Genomic DNA, 19829 nt, shown 5'->3' on the forward strand with positions numbered 1-19829 from the left:
CGGTGATCATGAAGCGTAGAGAACTCCATGATCGGGCGAACCGTGCCTGCCCTGCTACTGCCGATTAGCTCGGCACCTACTGGCGGACGCCCTTATAGCTGCCGGGGCTGACACTCACGGCTCACCCGTGAACGTCGCCCGACACGCCAGGCGATGACACCTTGTGGGGTGTCAGCCGGCGCAGCGAGAGCAGGGTGGCGTCGTTCTCGTCAAGCGCCCAGGTTGATGAGTGATCAGGTAGTAGCGGTGGTTACCCGGGTCCGGGACGCAGGCGGGCACGGCTTCCAGTGATCATGAGGTGTCGAATCCCTGATCACCACGACGGAAGACCGTGCCTGCCTGCTCATCAGCGCACATCCCCGCCAGCTTGAGTCAACTCGCCGATGCCGCACCGCCCACGCCGGACGAGCGCCCCGGGCTGCTGGCCCGCCTGGCCGCCGTTCCCGATCCGCGCGGTCCCCGGGGCCGGCGCCACCCACTGGTCTTCGTCCTGGCCCTGGCCACCTGCGCGGTCCTTGCCGGGGCCAAGTCGCTGGCGGCGATCGCGGAATGGGCCGCCGATGCCCCGCCCACGGTACTGTTCCGGCTCGGCGGCACCTGCCGGAACCCGGACACCGGGCCGATCGCTCCGACCGAGGCCACAACGCGCCGGGTGCTCCAGCGCGTCGACGGCGACGCGCTGGACGCGGCCATCGGCGCCTGGCTCGCCGAGCGTGGCCGCACAGCCGACCGGACCGACGCCTCCAGCCGGCGAGCGGCCGTGGCCGTGGACGGCAAGACCGTGCGCGGAGCCCAACGCGCCGATGGCACCCAGGTCCACATCCTGGCCGCGATGAACAGCCAGGGCCTGGTCCTCGCCCAGCGTGAGGTGGATGTAAAGAGCAACGAGATCACCGCCTTCCGGCCTCTGCTCGCCCCGCTCGACCTGGCCGACGGGGTGGTCACGTTCGATGCGATGCACACCCAGGTCGAGCACGCCCGCTTCCTCGTCGAGGACAGGCACGCCCACTACATCGCCCTGGTCAAGGGCAACCACCCCACCCTGCACGCCCAGCTCAAGAGCCTGCCCTGGAAGAACGTGCCGCTGATGGACAAGACCCGCGCCACCTCACACGGCCGAGACGAGATCCGGCGAATGAAGGCGGCCACCGTCACCCGGCTCCCCTTCCCCCACGCCGAGCAGGCGGTGCAGATCATCCGCCGTCGACGGCTCGTGCGCACCGGAAAGGTCACCATTGAACGCCTCTACGCGGTCACCAGCCTGACCATGCAGCAGGCCACGGTGCCCGAGATCGCCCGTCGCGTGCGGGAACACCGGGGCATCGAGAACAAGGTCCACTATGTCAGGGACGTCACCTTTGCCGAGGACGCCTCCCGTGTTCGCACCGGCAACGCTCCCCGCGCGATGGCCACACTGCGGAACCTGGCCATCGGTGCCCTCCGGCTGACGGGCTGCGACAACATCGCCGCTGGACTCCGCCACCACGCGCGCGACACCAATCGACCGCTCACCACCCTGGGCATCACGTGATCAACCCAGACAATCCGCGAGAAAGACGCGCCCCTGTCCACGGCGGCCTGACCATCAAGATCGACCTCCTGGGCATCGCCCTGCCAGCACACTCACGACTTCGCAACGGCCCTGCCGTTCACGCACCCTCTGATCAGCTGGTTTGCCTACCTTCCACCCCAGTCAATCGACGGGCAGGCCGCATCCCTATGGAAGATAACCTGGCCAGTCCATTTCAAAAGAGACCTGATCGTTACAAAGCAAAGTGCCGAAATGGCCACTTTGCCCGATCTGGACGTGCTCTAATCGATGAGGATTTCTTCCGGGGGGTTGAAATGGCGACATCTACCGCAGGGGGCTTTGGCGGGACTCTGCCGCCATGTACGGACATATTCTCCCCAAGGGATTAATCTGTCCATTTCCATGGACTGCGAAGCATATCCGCACACCATGAAGGGGGAAACATCATGGCAATATCGCGATCTCTTCGTACGACCCTTGCCGGAACCGCGGCCGCGTTGGCGATCGGAGTTCTCTCGGCTCCCGCTGCGCATGCGAACGGCGCGGACAACCACCAGAGCCCGGACGCGTGCAACGCCCAGACCGAGAGCCGTTTCAATTTCACTCTCTGGTACAACTCCTCATATTCCGGGTCACACCGGAACTTCGGGTCCGGTGTCAACAACTTCGCCGATGAGCCGTACGGGGGCGATGACCCGCACACCAATCCGGAGCCCCTCTCCTTCTGCCCCGACCAGGGCAACGGATCCGGCCAGGGCGTAAAGAACAATGCCGCCTCCGCGCAGAACCGCGATACCCGGTACAACGCTGTCATCTTCTTCAGAAGCTGGTGCCAGGGCGCCCGAGACACGCTCACTCCGATGTCCAGCTGGTTCCAGCTGAAGGAAACGTACAACAACAACGCCTCCTTCGACTGGCGGAGTTGACCAGCTGTTGCGCTGGGCGGCATTGCCGCCCAGCGCAACACCGCGGCCCGCGTACTCAGTCATAACTTCTCGCGCATTCAAGTGAAATATCAGGAATCCATCATGCTGATTGGTCGACGAGTTTTGGCTGCGCTGGGCGCCGCTCTGGCGTGCGCTTCGGCCGCCGGGTGCTCGCACGAATCGTCGCCTTCGGGGGCCCGCCCAAGTTCCGCCCCCCATTCCGTTGCGCCGGCTGCAACGCAATCCCGGCCGGCAGATTTTGACCGTGCGAATCCCGCGACGTGGAAGCTTCCGTTGGAGGCATACCTCATGACCGACGACGAGCAGAGCCAGCTCGGCCGGGCCATGAGCGCGCTCACCGAAGACTGTATGCACAAGGCAGGGTATGGCAGCTGGAATCCTGCGCCGGAACTGCCCAAGATGGGACCCAAGACTCTCACCGACCTGCGGTACGGAATCCACGATGCCGCACTGGTAGGCAAGAGGGGCTACCACCCTGACGCCGCGGAGAAGGCGGCACACGACGCGGCAGTGGAGGCCGCGATCGCCGGGCGCTCCGGAGGTGCCGCAACTGCGGCTGAAAACGGTTGTGGCCAGCAGAGCAAGCAGAAGATCGGCGATTCCCAGTCGGGTTTCCAACTCGCTGAGCAGCTTGCCAATGATGCTTTCACCAAAGCCGAGAAGGAACCGGAAGTCGCCGCGGCGTTCACGCAGTGGTCGACGTGTATGAAGGAGAGCGGCTACAACTACCGCGAGCCGCTCGACGCCGTGGACGACCCGAAGTTCGCCCGCGACGTGACCAAGGCCGAGATCGACACCGCTCTGGCCGATCTCAACTGCCGAAGCCGCACCAACGTGGCACTGGTCTGGTACGAGGCCGAGGTGCGCCTGCAGAAGGCCGCCCTGGAGAAGAATGCCCAGGCCCTGCAAGGTGGACGGGCCAAGCTGGACTCGGCGATGAAAAACGTGAACGCAGTCCTGGCCGGCAAGCGCTAGGGGCGGACGATGGCATCCAGCAGTTCTCCAGATCCCGCCGCAGTCGACGTTCCGGAACCTGATCAGGGGCCTTCGAAGCCCGGCGGTCGACGTGGCCGGTCCGGCGCTCGTCGGCGCGGGTGGCTGGCCGTCGTGATCATCGGTTCGGTTTTGGTGGGTGCGGCGGGCGCGGGGGCCGCCGCACTGCTGAAGTCACCAGCGCAGGTGGCGGCGGAGACCGCCGCGCCCGCCCCGGACACATTGACCGCCCAGGTGGAGCAGAGGGTGATCGCGGACACGCTGGTCACCCGGGGAAAGGTCGCCGCGGCGTCCACCGCCGAGATTTCCGTACCGGCGTCTGCGGGGGCACCAGGCTCCCGCCCAGTGGTCACCAAGGTCAAAGTCAAAGCCGGAGATCAGATCGCCTACGGCAAGGTACTGTTCGAGATCTCCGGTCGCCCGGTGTTCACCCTCGCCGGGGCGCTGCCCGCCTACCGCGACCTGCAGAACGGGGCCAAGGGCGAGGACGTCGCACAGCTCCAGAAGGCCCTGGCCGCACTCGGGTATCGCACCGCGCCGGACGTCTCCGGAGTGTTCGGGGCGGGCACGGAGCGGGCGGTGCTCGCGCTCTACAAGTCGATCGGCTACAGCCCCACCCGGGTCGCCGCAAGCGCATCTGACGACAAGGCAGGCGCTGCGAAGACCGCCCCGCCGGGCATCGGCGACAAGGGCGCCGACGGGAAGGCGACGCCAACCGGCACACCGGCCGCCCCTCCCGAGCCTCAGACCGTCGTAACCGTGCCGATGTCGGAAGTGGTGTTCCTGAACGCCCTGCCCGTGCGGGCCGACACGGTCACGGCCACCGTTGGCAAGGCCCCGAGCGACAAGTTGCTGACAGTCTCCACCGGCGACCCCATCGTGGTGGCCGAGGTGTCAGCACGGGAGAAAGCCCTGCTGAAGGCCGGTCAGCAAGCCGAGATCCTCTCCGAGGAGAGCGGGTTGAAGGTACCCGCCACGGTCCAGGCGATCACCGATGCACCACCGGCAGGCAAGGGGGACCAACCGGGGCCGGCCGCAGGCTATCTGCTGCGCGTAACACCCACCAATCCGTTGCCCGCAGAGCTCGCCGGCAAGGAGGTACGGATATCCGTCACCGCCTCCTCCTCCGACGGACCGGTCCTCGCCGTACCGTCCGCCGCCATCTCGGCCGGCGCGGACGGCCAGACCAGCGTGAGCGTGATCGGTCCCGGCGGGAACACCCGCCGTGTCCCGGTTCGCCCCGGCCCCTCAGGCGGCGGATTCGTCGCGGTCACACCCGAAGCCGGTGCGGCGCTGGCTCCCGGGGACAAGGTCGTGGTGGGTAACACCCCATGAGCGCACCACCGGTCATCGAACTCCGCCAAGCCGGGCTGACCTACCCGGGGCCGCCAGAAGTGGCCGCGCTGCGTCCGTGTGACCTGACCGTCCAACGCGGCGAGTACATCACAATCGTCGGCCCCTCCGGAGCGGGCAAGTCCACCTTCCTCAACATCATCGGCCTCCTGGACCAACCGACCTCCGGCAGCTACCTGCTGGACGGCATCGACACCGCGGCGGTCACGGACGCCGAACGCACCGCGCTGCGCGGCATGCGCATCGGGTTCGTCTTCCAGTCCTTCCACTTGCTCTCCCACCGCACCGCCCGCGAGAACGTCGAACTGGCCATGGTCTACCAGCGGACCCCGCGCGGAACACGCAAACAGCGAGCGGAACAGGCACTTCGCCGCGTCGGCCTGGGCCACCGGCTGGACGCGCTGCCCACCCGGCTCTCTGGCGGCGAGCGCCAGCGAGTCGCGATCGCCAGGGCACTCGCGGCGGAACCGTCGCTGCTGCTGTGCGACGAACCGACCGGCAACCTCGACTCCCAGACCGCCGCCTCCGTTCTCGATCTACTCGACGGCCTGCACCACGACGGCATGACCGTTGTCGTCATCACCCACGATCTTGAGGTAGCCCGCCGCGGTCAGCGGACGATCACCATCCGCGACGGTGAGGTGCTGGCATGAAACTTCCCCGCTCCCGCATGTCATTGCGCGACCTCGCCTCCGAGGCCGTGGCCGGCATCATGCAGCGCCCGGCCCGCTCTGCGCTCACCGCCGTCGGCACGGTCCTCGGCGTCGGTGCTCTGATCGCCGTTACCGGTCTGACCAGTACAGCGGCGTCCCAGATCGACGCCCGTTTCAGCGAGCTGACCGCGACCGAGGTCACCGTCGACGATATCGCGCCCGATGTCCCCGGCCAGGCAGGCCCGGCCTTCCCCTCCGACGCAGACGCACAGGTACAGAGACTTCACGGTGTGACCGCAGCCGGCGTTTCCTGGCACGTGCGGCTTCAGCCCGGGCAGGACATCGCCAGCGGTCCGCCCGGCGCCATCTACACCACCTCCGATCGCCAGGCCCAGCTGACCGCAGCCTCCGCCGGCGCCCTGCGCGCAGCCGGGCCGACCCTCCAACAGGGACGCAGCTACGACGAGTTCCACGACCAGCACCGTGAGCACGTCGCCGTTCTCGGCGCCGCCACCGCCGCCCGCCTGGGCATCACCGACCTGCGCAACCAGCCCGCCGTGTTCATCGGCAGCTCGCCCTTCGCCGTCATCGGCATCCTCGCCGACGTCCAACGCCGACCGGACCTGCTCTCGTCTGTGATCGTCCCGCGCACCACCGCCGAGGAGCTGTGGGGGCCGCCCACCGATGACCGGGCGAAGATGCTCATCACCACCCAACTCGGCGCGGCCGCGCAGATCGCCGCGGAAGCGCCAGTCGCCCTGCGCCCCGACCACCCCGACTACCTTCGTGCCACCCCGCCACCCGACCCGCGCAGCCTGCGCTCAGGCGTGGAGAACGACCTCGGACAGCTGTTCCTGCTTCTCGCCGCCGTCTGCCTGGTGATCGGCGCGGTCGGGATCGCCAACACCACCCTGGTCGCCGTCCTGGAACGCAGCGGCGAGATCGGCCTGCGCCGTGCACTGGGTGCCAGAGCAAGGCACATCACCACCCAGTTCCTCGCCGAATCCATGGCGCTCGGCCTGCTCGGCGGCCTGGTCGGCGCATCCCTCGGCACCGTGACCATCGTCGCCGTCGCGGCCGCCAAACAGTGGACGCCGGTGCTGCACCCGGCCACCATCGCCACCGCCCCACTCCTGGGCCTGGCCACCGGGCTGCTGGCCGGGGCCTACCCCGCATGGAGAGCGTCCAGAATTCAGCCAGCTGAGGCCCTGCGGCGATAGCACGTGGGCAACTGGCCGGGGGCCGCGCCCTGGCCGCGGCGGTCCGTGGGGCAGTGGGCCGTCGAGAGTTGACCGCCGCCCACGCGGCGAGGGTAGGCCGAGGTTTCACCGGCGTCAGATTTCGGGCGCATGACAGATGACAGCACGTGTGTCAACCGCCGTCATGCGTGCGGCCGTTATGCGCCGAAGTCGGCGCATGACATGGGCATGGCCAAAGCTATGCCCACACCTGCTACGTCAACACGAGAATCAGGGGGGTTCCATGGTCCTTCGACCACGCAAGGCCATCTTGGCGACAGCGTTCGCGCTGCTGCCGAGTTTGGCCCTCGCGACACCCGCGAGCGCCATACCCAACGCACCGACGCCGGGGCAGCAGGCCCCCGCTCCCGGCTCCCAGCCCACTTCGCCGCCGGCACCCTCCAAGGTGCTCGATCCGGACGCCTCGCTCCCCAAGGACTGGCGCAGTTCGGATGACCGGGCGGTGACGCTCTCTGGGGACAGCTCCGGCCTGCACGTCCTGGCCGCCGACAGCGGACAGGCCTACCAGTGGCGGACGGTCGCCACGCTGTCCGAGCCCGGCTTCAGCACGGACCTGTGGATTGGCAATTCCTGTGTGACCGGCTCGGGTCAGCGGGCGGTCGTGGTGTATGCACCCAGGCAGTTCGTCAACAAGCCGGAGTTGATGCAGCGCGGTGGATTCGCGGCTGTCGTCGACCTCAAGTCCGGGGCGGTGAACAAGTTCTCCGAGACGGTATCGCTCGCGTACTTCGACCCGGGATGCGGCACGGACGAGACGGCCGTGCTCACCCAGAACGGGGATACCGATCTCGGTGAGACCCGGCTGCTGACCGTCGACGCAGCGGCCGGGAAGGTGGTGAGGACGGTAAAGGTCGACGGGCAGGTCACGTCGGCCGTACCGACCCGGGACGGTCTGGTCGGTGCGCTTGCTGCCAAGCTCAGCCGTATCGACGACGCCGGCCGTGCCAGCGAACTGGCGACCACCTCTGGAGCGGCGAGCGCCGTGCACCCGGACGCCGACGGCGGAATCGCCTTCGTCGACCATGAGGGCGAATCCGCCGCGGTCAAACGCCTGGCCGACGGCCACGTCGCTACCCTCGCAGAGGGCAAATCCGGAGAGGTCGGTCTGCAGTCCGGGACCGCCGGCAAGCTGTTCGTCACCGGCAGGCCCGAGAAGGTCGCAGCGCTACCGAACACGGTGCAGGCGCTGTCCGTTCCTGTCGCTGCCGAGGTATCCACCAAGGGCGCTATCGCCGTCGATGAGGCCGTTTCGGGCGCCGTCCGCGGCCTCGCCGCGAACCCGCTCCAGGCCGCTCCCCAGGACGGCGACGCCGACGGCAAGGCCCGGGTCCAGGTTCAGGCCGAGGTGCCGGCCACCGGCAAGAAGCTGACGTTCAGCGTTGCCCCGGACAAGAACAACGCTGCACCAGGTGCTCCTGTCTCCCCCGCTCTGGGCGCCGCTCCGGCCACTCCGACCGGTGCCCAGCCCCGTGCCCTCGCCCAACCCCGCGCCAACGCCGAGAACGGGAACGACACGGTCGATCAGGACCGCACCTGCTCCGTACCCCGCAACGACCCCACTCAGCAGGCCTACCAGCCGACCCCGAACCAGGTCGAGTGGGCCGTCGACATGGCGGTGCGCGGTCAGCTGACCGCCAAGTGGGTCCGCCAGGGCGGCTGGCGGGCCCAGGACGGACTGGGCACCGTCGACCCACAGGCCATGTTCCCGCTGCCCACCCTGACCGGCGCCCCAAGCGCCCACATTCCGCCGCAGGTCCTCCTCGGGATCCTCGCCCAGGAGTCCAACCTCTGGCAGGCCGAAGGCGGCGCACTGCCGGGCCAGACCGGCAACCCCCTCACCGGCGGCTTCTACGGCCACCCCACCAAGATCGACCCGAACCGCCCGCAGGACGTGTGGCAGATCAACTGGGACAAGGTCGACTGCGGGTACGGGATCGGCCAGCAGACCGACGGCATGCACGGCCCCACCGGACTGCGCACCGGCGACGTGGTCTGGCCCTACGACAAGCAGAAAGCCGTCGCACTGGACTACACCTCCAACATCGCCGCCGCGGCCAAGACCCTGACCGAGAAGTGGAACGAGCTCCACGATCCAGGCCTGCCCAACCCGATGAAGATCAACGACGACGATCCGTCGGCCATCGAGAACTGGTTCACCGCCGCCTGGGCCTACAACTCGGGCCTCAACAAGTACAACCCCGCCGCACCGCTCACCCAATGGGGCCTCGGCTACCTCAACAATCCGGTCAACCCCATCTACCAGCCGGACCGCCTTCCGTTCCTGGACCACAACCACTACGCCGACGCCGCCCACCCCCAGTACTGGCCCTACCAGGAGAAGGTTCTCGGCTGGGCCGCCTGGCCGATCGACACCGGCCGCTCCTACGACGCCAACGGCAACCTCGACAAGGGCAACACCGCCGGCTACTCGCAGGCCTGGTGGACCCAGGAGACCGACCGCACCGCGATCAAGCCCGGTTTTGAAACGTTCTGCAACATCCTCAACAACTGCGACGTCAAGAACCCCCCGCGCTGCGAGATCGACCACCTCGGCCCGAGCTGCGACCCGCCGTACTGGTTCCACAGCTCGGCCACCTGGAAAACCTGCAAGGGCGACTGCGGTCACGAGTACATGACGTACAAGACCCTGCGCATGGAACTGGGCAACGGCAACACCGGCGCCCCTGACTGTGCCGCACCGCCTGCCGGCGCACTGGTCGTCGACTCGGTGTCCGGCCAGGCGCCGCCTATGCGCGACGGCTGCAGCCGGACCTGGAACAACGCCGGGACCCTCAGCTTCCGCTTCGACGCAGATCAAGCCAACCACTACGAGGCCAAGGCCGACCTGCACCAGGTCGGCGGAGGCTACGGCGCGCACTTCTGGTACGCCCACACCCGCAGCGCCGCCAACTCTGTCACCAGTGTGTCAAACGAGCTGATGGTGCCCCCGGACGCGCACGGCACCATGGCGATCACCGGCACCTGGAAGCTCAACCAGCGGTCGAACGGGTGGACCAGGGTCTTCGTCCACCTCCCCGACACCGGATCCGAGACCCAGCAGGCGATCTACACGGTCCACATCGGGAACGGGCAGACACAGAACCGCATCCTCAACGTCGTCTCCAACAGCAACCACTGGGTCAGCCTCGGCGTCTTCGAATTCACTGACGGGAATGACTTCCAGGGGGTCGAGCTGTCCAACTACACACCAGACGGCGACGCCGTGGAGGACGTTGCATGGGATGCCGCCGCCTTCCAGCCGCTGGCCGCAAAGCCGAAGGACTTCGTCGTCCAGATGGGCGACTCCTACTCCTCCGGTGAAGGCGCCCAGCCGTACATCTATGGCACCGACATGGGCCCGTACGCCGACCAGCAGAAGCAGACCTCACCGGGCCGATCCTGGAACGCGTGCCGCCGCAGCCAGAACTCCTGGATCCGGCAAACCGCTATCCCTAGCAGGCCCGCCACCATCGGCAGCATGGCCGACACCTTCGACACCAGCCTCGATTACCACAGCACCGCTTGCTCTGGCGCCGTCACCTCGCAGATGGACACGACGGGCAGTACCGACAAGGACGGCAACCCCGTCTGGGGCATGATCGGACAGCATCACGAAGTCCCGCAGCTGTCGTCCGGCTTCCTCGACACGAACACCACTCTGGTCACACTGACTGCCGGCGGAAACGACTCAGGCTTCGCTGACACCGTGCAAGGCTGCGTCATGCTCAGCTGCCCCTCGGATGCGAGCGTCAAGGGGCAGATCGACAAGACCATGGGCTGGCTCAAGGGCCTGCTGCAGCACATCCACGACAAGGCGCCAAACGCCAAGATCGTCCTACTCGGCTACCCCGAACTCTTCGAGGTGGGAGACATGACCGTCGGGTGCTCGGTGATGCTCGGAGACTCGGCGATCAAAGTGAACGGCTGGGCGGACTACATGAGGGACGACCAGAAGAAGCTCGCCGCCGAGCTTCAGAGCGCTGACAACCCCGTGCCCGTCACCTTCTACTCGCCGATGACCGAGTTCTACCACCACGGCGTGTGCAGCAAGACCGGCGCGGCCATCAACGACTTCGTGGCCGCACCTTCCACCAAACCCGGTGGCGACTTCTCCTGCCCTGCCTCGCCCAACCCCATGAACTGGGTGTGCGCGAGCATGGAGAGCTACCACCCGAACAACACCGGAACGAAGCTGTACGCGTCCGCCCTGGCAAGCGCGCTGATCAGCACACGCTATTGACCGATCCCACCAACCCACCCGGCCGGGGCCCGCACAGGGCCCCGGCCTTCCCGGAAAGCCCTGAATGAAACTCCTTCGTCGAGGACTGGCCATCCTCACCGTGCTCCTGGCACTGGCCGTGGCTGCCTTCGCGATCAGCGCAGCCCACCAACGCTCCCAGATCGATGACCGCCGCAAGCAGGCGACGGCAGACGCAGAAGCGAGCGCCCACCGTTACGCCGCCAAACTCCCTCCCGCCTTCACGGCAGGACCCCAGACAATCGCATCACTCGAGGAACTCGAACGCGGCACACAGGTAACCCTCGTCACCGCAGCCAAAGAAGGCACTTCCGTCGTGGTCGACATCCAAGCCACAGCTACATACCCCGGCGGCAGAAGCGCCTCCATGACAGATGCCTGCCTTCACATCACCCTCTTCCGCACAGACGGAACCATCACAGACCAGGTCAACGCCATCCCGTGCACCCAGCTGCGCACCACGACGAACCACGGCGAAATCCTTGCCGTGGAATGAGGCACACGCCGGGTCTGTCCAGCGACTGGCTCTTACAAGATTTTCGTAGCCGGTGATCATTCGGGTCGGGCGTCAGCTGAGCAGGATGCGCTGTCGTAGGAGGGAGTGTCCGGCGCGGCCGTATGTCTGCCTCTTGATCAGCTTAAAAGTTACGTGGAATCTGCCGGGGTGATCATGTCTCTCCGGTGCAACCACGGACTTGGGAGATGGCTTGAGCGGCGCGACGGTGCTGATGGAGAAGTGGCCGGTGCTGATGGAGAAGTGGCCGGTGCTGGGCCGGCACGAACAGGCGGCGGCGTGGCTGCAGATCTGGACTGATCTCGGTCGGGCGCCGAGAACGATCGATGCCTACACTCGCGGGCTGGCCGAGTATCTGCTGATGTGCGAACGGGAGAACGTCGACCCGGTCACCGCGAGTCGCGCACATATAGCGTTCTACATAAGAGAATTGACCTCTCGGCCTCACCGTCGGGTCTGTACGGTCTTCGGCTCTTACAAGATTTTCGTAGCCGGTGGTCGTGTCAACTTGCCTGTTGTGTCGGCTTGTTGATGGTGGCAGGCTGGCAGCTTGTGTTGTCGTGGTGGGGGACCTGCTGCCGCAGCTGGCCGCGGTACAGGTCGAGCGCGTGGAGGCCAGCGGGGACCTGCTGCGGATCACGGCCCGGACCAGAGATGACGCCTCGGCGGCGTGTCCGGGGTGCGGGCAGGCGTCGGATTGGGTGCACTCGCGGTATGTGCGGCATGTCGCGGATGAGGCGGTGGGCGGCCGTGCGGTCGTGATCGACTTATCGGTGCGCCGCCTGTACTGCGAGAACCCCGCCTGTAAGAAGGTCACCTTCGTCGAGCAGGTCGCGGGGCTGACCCGGCGTTACCAGCGGCGCACTCCAGCCCTGCAGAAGGTGGTCGATGCGGTCGCCGTGGCGCTGGCCGGATCGGCCGGAGCCCACCTGCTGGGCGTGCTGCACCACATGCTGTCCTGGGCGAGCGTGCTGAACTGCCTGATGCGCATCACGCTGCCCGCCCGACCGGCCCCGCGAGTGCTGGGCATCGACGAGTTCGCCCTGTGCAAGGGCCACCGCTACGCCACGATCCTGACCGACGCCGCCACCGGCGAGCGCATCGAGGTACTGCCGGACCGGAAGAGGGAGACGGTCACCGCCTGGCTGAAGGCCCACCCCGGCATCGAGGTCGTCTGCCGGGATGGGGCCGGAGGCTTCGCCCAGGCCACCACGGACGCCGACCCGAGGATCGTGCAGGTCTGCGATCGCTGGCACCTGTGGCACGGCCTGGCCGAGGCGGTGTTGAAGGAGGTCGGCGCCCACAGCGCGTGCTGGGCCAAGGCCGGCCCGCCACTGCGGGAGGGCATGCGCGCACAGACCACCCGCGAGCGGTGGCAGCAGGTCCACCAGCTGTTGGATGCCGGGGTCGGCCTGCTGGAATGCTCCCGCCGGCTGGGCCTGTCCCTGAACACCGTCAAGCGATACGCCCGCCACAGCGAGCCCGAGCGCATGGTCCGGACACCGCAGTACCGACCGACCCTGGTCGACCCTTACCGCGACCACCTGCGCCGACGTCGGGCCGAGGACCCAGCGGTGCCCGTCACCCACCTTCTGCGCGAGATCAAGGAGCTGGGCTACACCGGCAGCGCGAACCTCCTGGTCCGCTACATCACCCAGGGGCGGGTCGAGGCCAACCACGCCACCAGAGGCGTTGACCGGCTGGATCGCCCAGATCCGGGCAGCGGAGCTGCCCTTTCTGCACTCCTACGCCACCGGCCTCGAGCGCGACCGCGCAGCCGTCGACGCCGCCCTCACCCTGCCCTGGCACAACGGCCGCACCGAGGGCGTCAACAACAAGATCAAGCTGATCAAGAGGCAGACATACGGCCGCGCCGGACACTCCCTCCTACGACAGCGCATCCTGCTCAGCTGACGCCCGACCCGAATGATCACCGGCTACGAAAATCCTGTAAGAGCCCGGTCTTCGGTGTAACTCCCGATCAAGGAAGAACACCTGATGAGCGACGTGACTGCTTCTATCGAGGCGGTTGAAGAGGTCCGGCCGGTCGAGCTGTCGGCGGACCTGCTGGACGACCAGTTGATCGGGCAGTTGGTCGACCGGGCCCGCGCGAACGTGCCGACATGCTGCGCCGTGCGCAAGCGCCGCCCCTTGCCTCCCTCGCACGCGCCCTCACCACACTGCGCACCGAGGCCCAGCTCGCCTCTCCTCCCTCACGACTTCTCCTACCCAGGGCTCTGCAACAGTGCCTCGACCCCGCGGAGCTCTACCCCGCCGACGCCCCGGCCCTCGCCTGGCTGGAGCAGTTGCGCGTCGGCCTGGCTCTCGACGAGGTAGCCGCAGGGCACCCTGACCAGGACAACACGAGCAGCCTCGCCGCCCTGGCCGGTCTGTGCCAGTCCAAGGATCTTGTGCTGCAGGACCTCGCGCGCGGCGAGGAAGTCGTCGGGAAAGTCTTGCTCGCCACCTACCACGCGGCCAAGGGCCGAGAGTTCGACACGGTGATCCTGCCCGGCCTCGTGCAAGGCCTCATTCCGCGCGATGTCCCCGGCGGCGGGAACAGATGGCGGAAGCCCACGGAAGCGGAGCTCGAGGAGCAAAGGCGCACCTTCTACGTCGCCCTCACCCGTGCCGAATCGACCGTGACCATGATTGTCGGCCCCGGGTACGAGACCAAGAACGGATACTGGATATCCCATGGGCCCTCAGCCTTCGTGATCGAGATGGTACGGCGCCTTTTTCCCAAGGAAGAGACCTGACCAAGCGGGCGGACCCGGCCCGCTCCAACTACGAGCCGGCCGATCGGGCGGTGCACTGGTGGCGCCGTACCTGGCCCGGCCACACCCGGCCCGGGTACCCGCCGGTCGCGCTGGTCGTCACCGGTGCCGGACCGGTCGCGCTGGCCAACCGGCAGCAGGCCGTCGCGGACCTGTCCGCCGACTGCTGGCGCGGCCGGTGGTGCAGGGAGGTCCGCGACTACAACGAGGACGGGTGGCGCGAGTACGACGACGCCGTGCCCATCGTCGCGACCACCCTTGAGCTGCTGGCCGAGCACGGGCCGCTCGGGCCCATCTGGTGGCGCTTCGGCCGCTCGGGCCGGTACTCCCTCGTCGAGGCGCTGGAGAACCCGAACAACCGGGCTGCCTACGACCTGCGCCAGGCCGCCCGCGAGGACGAGGAGCACCAGGCCCACCAGGAGCTGATGGACTCCCTGGTCTGCATCGACTGCGGCGACGTTCCCGAGGAGGAGACCACCTGGGAGTACGGCCGCCAGGGACAGGTCGAGTGGACCCGCCGCCCCGGCGGCCGCTGCTGGACCTGCCACCACGACCGCAACGAGCGGCTGGAACGGGAAGCCGAAGAGCAGCTGGAGGCCGCCCGCACGGCCAACGCCGCGCTGCGCCCGTGCTGGACGTGCCGGGGCTCGATCGGCGGGAAGGAGGGCTCGAAGCTGGAGCTGCGGGAGAAGGCCCGGCCGGACCGGCTGGAGTGCCCCGAGTGCGTACAGGCCCGCGCCGCAAAGGACTTGGGCCCGCTGATGCTGCCCGCCCCGACCAAGCGCGAGCTGGTGGCCGCGCTGGTCTCCACTCCAGACGATCCGTGGTGGGAGGAGCGGGTGCTGCACGCGAAGCTCTACCCGGTGAGGGACCGCCGGGTGTGACCTGTTGGCCGTCTCGGCGGCCGTCGCTGCTCGTGGTATCGGTCGTTGACCTGGAAGCCGGCTGCGCTTCAGGCGTCGTTGTCGTTGTGGGTGGTGCTCCACGTGGTGGCGTAGGCGGTCAGGGCTTCGCGCAGGCGCTGGCTTTCGGGGGTGTTGGGGAGGCGCAGGCGGCGCCTGGCGAGGTGGGCGGTGTCGCGGCGTACCTGGGCCAGTGCCATCTCGTCCTGGCGGGCGTGGGCGGACAGGTGTCGCCACAGCGTGCGGTCGGTGGTGTGGGATAGACCGGAGGCAGCGTCGCCGATGAGTACCTGGGCGGTGGCGAGGAGTTCGGCCTCTACGGCCGCGAACGTCTCCTCCGGGCGGGCGTGCGGTGCCGGTGTGCCAACCCCTGAGGTCCGGTCCGCCGGGTCGGGCGGTGTTTCGCGTGCCGCGGCCGGTGCGGTGCGGCGGCGGGAGGGGAGGAGCTCGTCGTAGGCGGTGGTGTCGGGCAGGGGGCGGGAGTGGCAGGGCCAGCGGCGGGGACCGGTTTCACCGTCGACCCCGACATCGTGTTCCGCGCCTCGCTTCAGTTTCTCGACGAAGTCCGGTGGCGGGCCGACGGCGCACTGGAGTTCGTCGGCCGGGCCGACCGCCAAGTCAAGGTGCGCGGCTTCCGGATCGAACCCGGCGAGATCGAGGCCGCCGTCGCCGCCTACCGCGAAGGCTGCGCCGCCGTCGTGGTCGCCCGCGCCGACGACCTGGTCGCGTACTGCGTCGGCGACGTCGACCTCGACGCGCTGCGCGCGCACCTGGCCGCACAGCTGCCGGCCCACCTGGTCCCCGCCCGCCTCGTCCCGATCGCTGCGTTCCCGCTGACCGTCAACGGCAAGATCGACCTCGCCGGGCTCCCCGACCCCGACGCCGACCGGACCGACGGGCGGCAGCCGGAAGGCAAGTACGAGTAGCTCGTCGCCGACGTGTGGGCGGACGTCCTCGGCCGGGACCGGGTCTTCGCCGACGACGACTTCTTCGCCCTCGGCGCCCACTCGCTGATGGCGATCCGCGTCGTGGCCCGGGTCAAGAAGGAGCTCGGCACGGCCCTGTCCATCCGCGACGTCTACCGGCGGCCGCTGCTGCGGGACTTCGCGGAGTTCGTCCGGGCCACCCACGTCGGCGCGGCCGCGACGGCCGAGCGCTAGAGGAGAACACATGACCAACCGCCTGGGGACGGCCCGGCAGAACACCTCCGTGATCCGACCGAAACAGCTCGACGACGCCGCCACCACCCTGGTCTGCCTGGGCTTCTGCGGCGGCGGCACCGGGCCCTACCACCCGTGGGCCGAGGTCGTCACACCGGACGTGGACCTCGCGCTGGTCTGCTACCCCGGCCGCGACGGCCGCTTCATGGAGGACTTCGCCACCACCTGGGACGAGCTCGCCGAGGACGCCACCCGCACCGTCGTCTCCGCAGTCGGCGACCGCCCCTACGTCCTGTTCGGCCACAGCATGGGCGGTTGGATGGCCTTCGATGTCGCCACCCGGCTGGAGGCCCGGGGCAGCTCCGTCCCCGACGCCCTGGTGGTGTCCTCGTGCAACGCCCCGGCCCGCGGCCTCACCCCACGCGACATGTTCCCGGCCCGCCAGGACACCGACGAGGACCTGATGACCTGGATGCGCACCCACGGGCTGGTCGCCGAACACGTCCTCGGCGACCCGGACCTGCTGGAGATGGCGGTGGAGATCATGCGCGCCGACATCGCCGTGCGCGACACCTTCCACCACAACGGCGCCCTGGACGTCACCATGCCGGTGCAGTTCCTCGCCGGCGCCGACGACGTGGTGATCGAGGCCGACGCGCCCGCCCAGTGGAAGGAGCTGGCCCTCGGCTCCTACCGGCACGACCAGCTGCCCGGCGGGCACTTCTACACCCCCGAGGTGTGGCGGACCCTGCCCACCCGGATCAGCGCGATCAACCCGTAGAAACGACCCAGGAAGGCTCCGGGGGTACCCAGCTCATGACCGATCATTTCACCGTGAAGGCCACCTACGGCCAGGTCTTCGCGGTCGTCCAGTTCCGTGCCGTCTTCGTCGGCCGACTGCTCGGCGTCATGTCCGACACCCTGCGGGCCGTGGCACTCGCGGTGCTGGTGTACGACCGGACCGGCTCGCCGCTGCTCACCGCGGTGACGATGACCATCAACTTCCTGCCGCAGGCCGCCGGCGGCCTGTTCCTCGCCGCGATGGCGGACCGGTTCACCCCGCGCACCCTCATCAGCACCGGCTACGCCCTCCAGTGCGCGGTCGGGCTGCTGCTCGCGTTCGGGCACCTCCCGGTCGCCGCCAGCCTGGTCCTGGTCGCCGGCGTGGCCTGCCTGACCCCGGTCACCACCGGGTCCGCGGCCAGGGTCCTCGCGGAAGCCCTCACCGGCGACACCTACGTCCTCGGGCGCTCGCTGTCCTACATCGTCGCGGTCTCCGCGCAGATGGTGGGCATGGCCGCCGGCGGGACGCTGGTGGTCTGGCTGGGCGTGGAGCGCACGATGCTGGTCACCGCCGGGGCGCACCTGGTCGCCGCGGCGATCAGCCGGCTGTTCCTGTCGCCCGCCCGGGCGCCCCACGCGAGCGCGCCGGCGACGGGCGGCGGGTCGATCGTGCGCCGGACCCTGCGGGGTAACGCGGCGCTGGTCGCCAGCCCCGGCGTGCTCAAGCTGATCATGGTGCAGTGCCTGCCCGCCGCCTACCTGGCCGCGGCGGGCAGCCTGCTCATCCCGTACAGCGCGCACCGCGGGTTCAGCCCCCAGCAGACCGGCGTCCTGCTGGCCGCCACCTCGGTCGGCATGCTGATCGGCGACGTCGTCATCGGCCGGGCGTTCGAGCCCGCCACCCGGGAACGGCTGGTCCTGCCGCTGCTGCTGGTGATGGGAACCCCCTCGCTCACGCTCGCCCTGGACCTGCCCTATCCGGCGGTCGCCGCCGCCTACGTCGTCACCGGCACCGGCTCCGCCTACCTGCTCGGTCTGCAGCGGCGCTTCCTGGAAGCCGTTCCCGCCGAACTCCAGGGCCAGGGCTTCGCGTTGCTGAACACCACCACCATGAGCATCCAGGGCATCGGCCCCCTGGTGTTCGGCGTGTTCGCCGAGTTCGTGCCGGTCGGCGTCGCGATCGCGCTGACCGGAGTGTGCAGCGTGGCCACCACCCTCCTGCTGCGCGAAGCGGCCCGACCGAGGCTGGTTTCGGCCGAGGCCGCCTGAGCACCCGTGACGCGGCGAAGGGAGAACAGCAGTCCGCCGACCGCTACGAATGGATTTGACTATGGAGGTTCGGTCGATCGTTCCGCGTCGCTACCTCAATGTGCTGGTGGACCTGTCGGCCGTCGCGCACAACACGCGCGTCGTCCGACAGGCCGTCAGCCGGCCCGCCACCGCCGTGATGGCCGTCGTCAAGGCCGACGCCTACGGGCACGGCGCGATCGACGTCGCCCGCGCGGCGCTCGACGCCGGGGCGACCTGGCTCGGCGTGTGCACCACGGCCGAAGCACTCGAACTGCGCCGGGCCGGCCTCGACGCCCCGATCCTCGCCTGGCTGCACAACTCGGCGGAGAGCATGCGCCTGGCCACGGCGACCGGCGTGGACGTCTCGGTGCAGTCCGCCCGCACCCTGGCTCTTGCGGTCGACGCCGGACGAAGCACCGGACGCCCGGCCAGGGTCCACCTGGAGTTCGACACCGGGCTCGCCCGCGGCGGGGCGGCGCTCCAGCACTCGGCGGCCCTGCTGGGTGCCGCCAAGGCCGCCCAGAGCCAGGGCCTGATCGAGGTGGTCTCGGTGTGGTCGCACCTCTCCCACGGCGAAGTCCCGGGCCACCACACGCTGGACGACCAGGCGAGGCTGCTCGACGACGCCTGGCGGCAGGCCGTCGACACCGGCCTCGACGTCCGACGCCACCTCGCCGGATCACTGTCGGCGCTCACCAGGCCCGACCTCCACCTCGACATGATCCGGACCGGCTCGGCCCTCTACGGCCTGCTGCCGTACACCGAGCGCCACAGCTTCGACCTCCGGCCCGCCATGCGGGTCACCAGCCACGTCGCGCTGACCAAGCGGGTCGAAGCCGGTCAGGGCGTCTCCTACGAACACGACTGGGTCGCGCCGAGCGCGCTCAACCTGGCCCTGATCCCGGTCGGCTACGCAGACGGAATCCCGCGCTCCCTCAGCGGACGCCTCGCGGTCTCCATCCGCGGCCGGCGCTACCCCGTCGTCGGACGCATCTGCATGGACCAGATGATCGTCAACTGTGGCGACGAGAAAGTGGAGGAGGGGGAGGAGGTGGTCCTCATCGGCAGCGAGTCGGACGGCGACCCCACCATCCACGAATGGGCCCTCGCCCCATGAGCACCACCCCCTGCGAGGTCGCCACCTACTTCGATCGCCCGCACGTCAACCGGCAGACCGTGCCGGCGGTCGGCGCCCGACCCTGGACGGGCTGAACCCGTCTACGAGGGTGCGGGATTGCGCGTTCAGCCCTACCGGCGGCAGCGTGTGCACTATGGGCGGATCGCTTTGGCCGTTGTCCCGGGAGAGCGTGCTGTGGCGATCGAACTGCCCGGCGAGTTAGTGGAGTTCCTGTCGTTCATCGGCATCAACCGGCCCTTGCGGTAGAAGCCCTTGAGCGCCCGGGGGAGAT

General features: G+C 68.7%; 17 protein-coding genes and 1 pseudogene. 17 read left to right on the forward strand and 1 reads right to left on the reverse strand.

Going from position 1 to position 19829, the window contains the following annotated elements; all coding sequences use genetic code 11:
* Positions 1–367: 367 nt before the first annotated feature.
* The 12 genes and pseudogenes from P3T27_RS38830 to P3T27_RS38885 all read left to right on the forward strand — a co-directional run bounded on the left by P3T27_RS38830 (position 368) and on the right by P3T27_RS38885 (position 15169).
* Entirely contained in the window at positions 368–1531 is a 1164-nt protein-coding gene (locus P3T27_RS38830) for an ISAs1 family transposase (protein WP_280686062.1), read from the forward strand.
* Between the two features lie 446 nt (positions 1532–1977).
* Entirely contained in the window at positions 1978–2457 is a 480-nt protein-coding gene (locus tag P3T27_RS38835) for a hypothetical protein (RefSeq protein ID WP_280686063.1), read from the forward strand.
* Positions 2458–2766: 309 nt separating this feature from the next.
* Positions 2767–3453 (forward strand): hypothetical protein, encoded by a 687-nt coding sequence (locus P3T27_RS38840; RefSeq protein ID WP_280686064.1) that lies wholly within the window; start codon positions 2767–2769, stop codon positions 3451–3453.
* Between the two features lie 132 nt (positions 3454–3585).
* The gene (locus P3T27_RS38845; protein ID WP_280686065.1) at positions 3586–4806 is read left to right on the forward strand and encodes a peptidoglycan-binding protein; all 1221 of its coding nucleotides are present in this window, start codon (positions 3586–3588) and stop codon (positions 4804–4806) included.
* On the forward strand, positions 4803–5477 hold the full coding sequence (locus P3T27_RS38850; RefSeq protein WP_280686066.1) for an ABC transporter ATP-binding protein: 675 nt from the start codon (positions 4803–4805) through the stop codon (positions 5475–5477). The genes P3T27_RS38845 and P3T27_RS38850 overlap by 4 nt, the downstream gene beginning before the upstream one ends.
* Positions 5474–6697: an ABC transporter permease gene (locus tag P3T27_RS38855; RefSeq protein ID WP_280686067.1), complete on the forward strand. Its 1224-nt coding sequence runs from the start codon at positions 5474–5476 to the stop codon at positions 6695–6697. The genes P3T27_RS38850 and P3T27_RS38855 overlap by 4 nt, the downstream gene beginning before the upstream one ends.
* Before the next feature lie 148 nt (positions 6698–6845).
* Positions 6846–10976, forward strand: a complete 4131-nt coding sequence (locus tag P3T27_RS38860; protein WP_280686068.1) for a GDSL-type esterase/lipase family protein — start codon at positions 6846–6848, stop codon at positions 10974–10976.
* A gap of 64 nt (positions 10977–11040) precedes the next feature.
* The gene (locus P3T27_RS38865) at positions 11041–11490 is read left to right on the forward strand and encodes a hypothetical protein (protein WP_280686069.1); all 450 of its coding nucleotides are present in this window, start codon (positions 11041–11043) and stop codon (positions 11488–11490) included.
* A gap of 211 nt (positions 11491–11701) precedes the next feature.
* Positions 11702–12040 carry a hypothetical protein gene (locus P3T27_RS38870; protein WP_280686070.1) on the forward strand — a complete coding sequence of 113 codons (339 nt, stop codon included), beginning with the start codon at positions 11702–11704 and terminating at the stop codon, positions 12038–12040.
* A gap of 40 nt (positions 12041–12080) precedes the next feature.
* Positions 12081–13422, forward strand: a pseudogene (locus tag P3T27_RS38875) (ISL3 family transposase).
* A 209-nt stretch (positions 13423–13631) separates the two neighbouring features.
* Positions 13632–14267: a 3'-5' exonuclease gene (locus P3T27_RS38880; protein WP_280686071.1), complete on the forward strand. Its 636-nt coding sequence runs from the start codon at positions 13632–13634 to the stop codon at positions 14265–14267.
* A gap of 50 nt (positions 14268–14317) precedes the next feature.
* Positions 14318–15169 carry a hypothetical protein gene (locus P3T27_RS38885; RefSeq protein ID WP_280686072.1) on the forward strand — a complete coding sequence of 284 codons (852 nt, stop codon included), beginning with the start codon at positions 14318–14320 and terminating at the stop codon, positions 15167–15169.
* 68 nt (positions 15170–15237) lie between these two features.
* Here the strand turns inward: P3T27_RS38885 and P3T27_RS38890 are convergent, their stop codons facing one another.
* Positions 15238–15804 (reverse strand): hypothetical protein, encoded by a 567-nt coding sequence (locus P3T27_RS38890; protein ID WP_280686073.1) that lies wholly within the window; start codon positions 15802–15804, stop codon positions 15238–15240.
* A gap of 6 nt (positions 15805–15810) precedes the next feature.
* On the opposite strand from P3T27_RS38890, the gene P3T27_RS38895 reads away from it, so the two are divergent.
* The 5 genes from P3T27_RS38895 to alr all read left to right on the forward strand — a co-directional run bounded on the left by P3T27_RS38895 (position 15811) and on the right by alr (position 19537).
* Complete coding sequence (locus P3T27_RS38895) at positions 15811–16113, forward strand: hypothetical protein (RefSeq protein ID WP_280686074.1); 303 nt, start codon at positions 15811–15813, stop codon at positions 16111–16113.
* A 12-nt stretch (positions 16114–16125) separates the two neighbouring features.
* Positions 16126–16347 carry a phosphopantetheine-binding protein gene (locus tag P3T27_RS38900; RefSeq protein ID WP_280686075.1) on the forward strand — a complete coding sequence of 74 codons (222 nt, stop codon included), beginning with the start codon at positions 16126–16128 and terminating at the stop codon, positions 16345–16347.
* Between the two features lie 10 nt (positions 16348–16357).
* The gene (locus P3T27_RS38905; protein WP_280686076.1) at positions 16358–17128 is read left to right on the forward strand and encodes an alpha/beta fold hydrolase; all 771 of its coding nucleotides are present in this window, start codon (positions 16358–16360) and stop codon (positions 17126–17128) included.
* Positions 17129–17163: 35 nt separating this feature from the next.
* The gene (locus P3T27_RS38910) at positions 17164–18399 is read left to right on the forward strand and encodes an MFS transporter (RefSeq protein WP_280686077.1); all 1236 of its coding nucleotides are present in this window, start codon (positions 17164–17166) and stop codon (positions 18397–18399) included.
* A 61-nt stretch (positions 18400–18460) separates the two neighbouring features.
* A complete protein-coding gene (alr, locus tag P3T27_RS38915) occupies positions 18461–19537 on the forward strand; it encodes an alanine racemase (RefSeq protein WP_280686078.1) in 1077 nt (358 codons plus the stop codon).
* The last annotated feature ends 292 nt before the right edge of the window (positions 19538–19829 follow it).

The organism is Kitasatospora sp. MAA19 (assembly GCF_029894125.1).
Taxonomy (GTDB): Bacteria; Actinomycetota; Actinomycetes; order Streptomycetales; family Streptomycetaceae; genus Kitasatospora.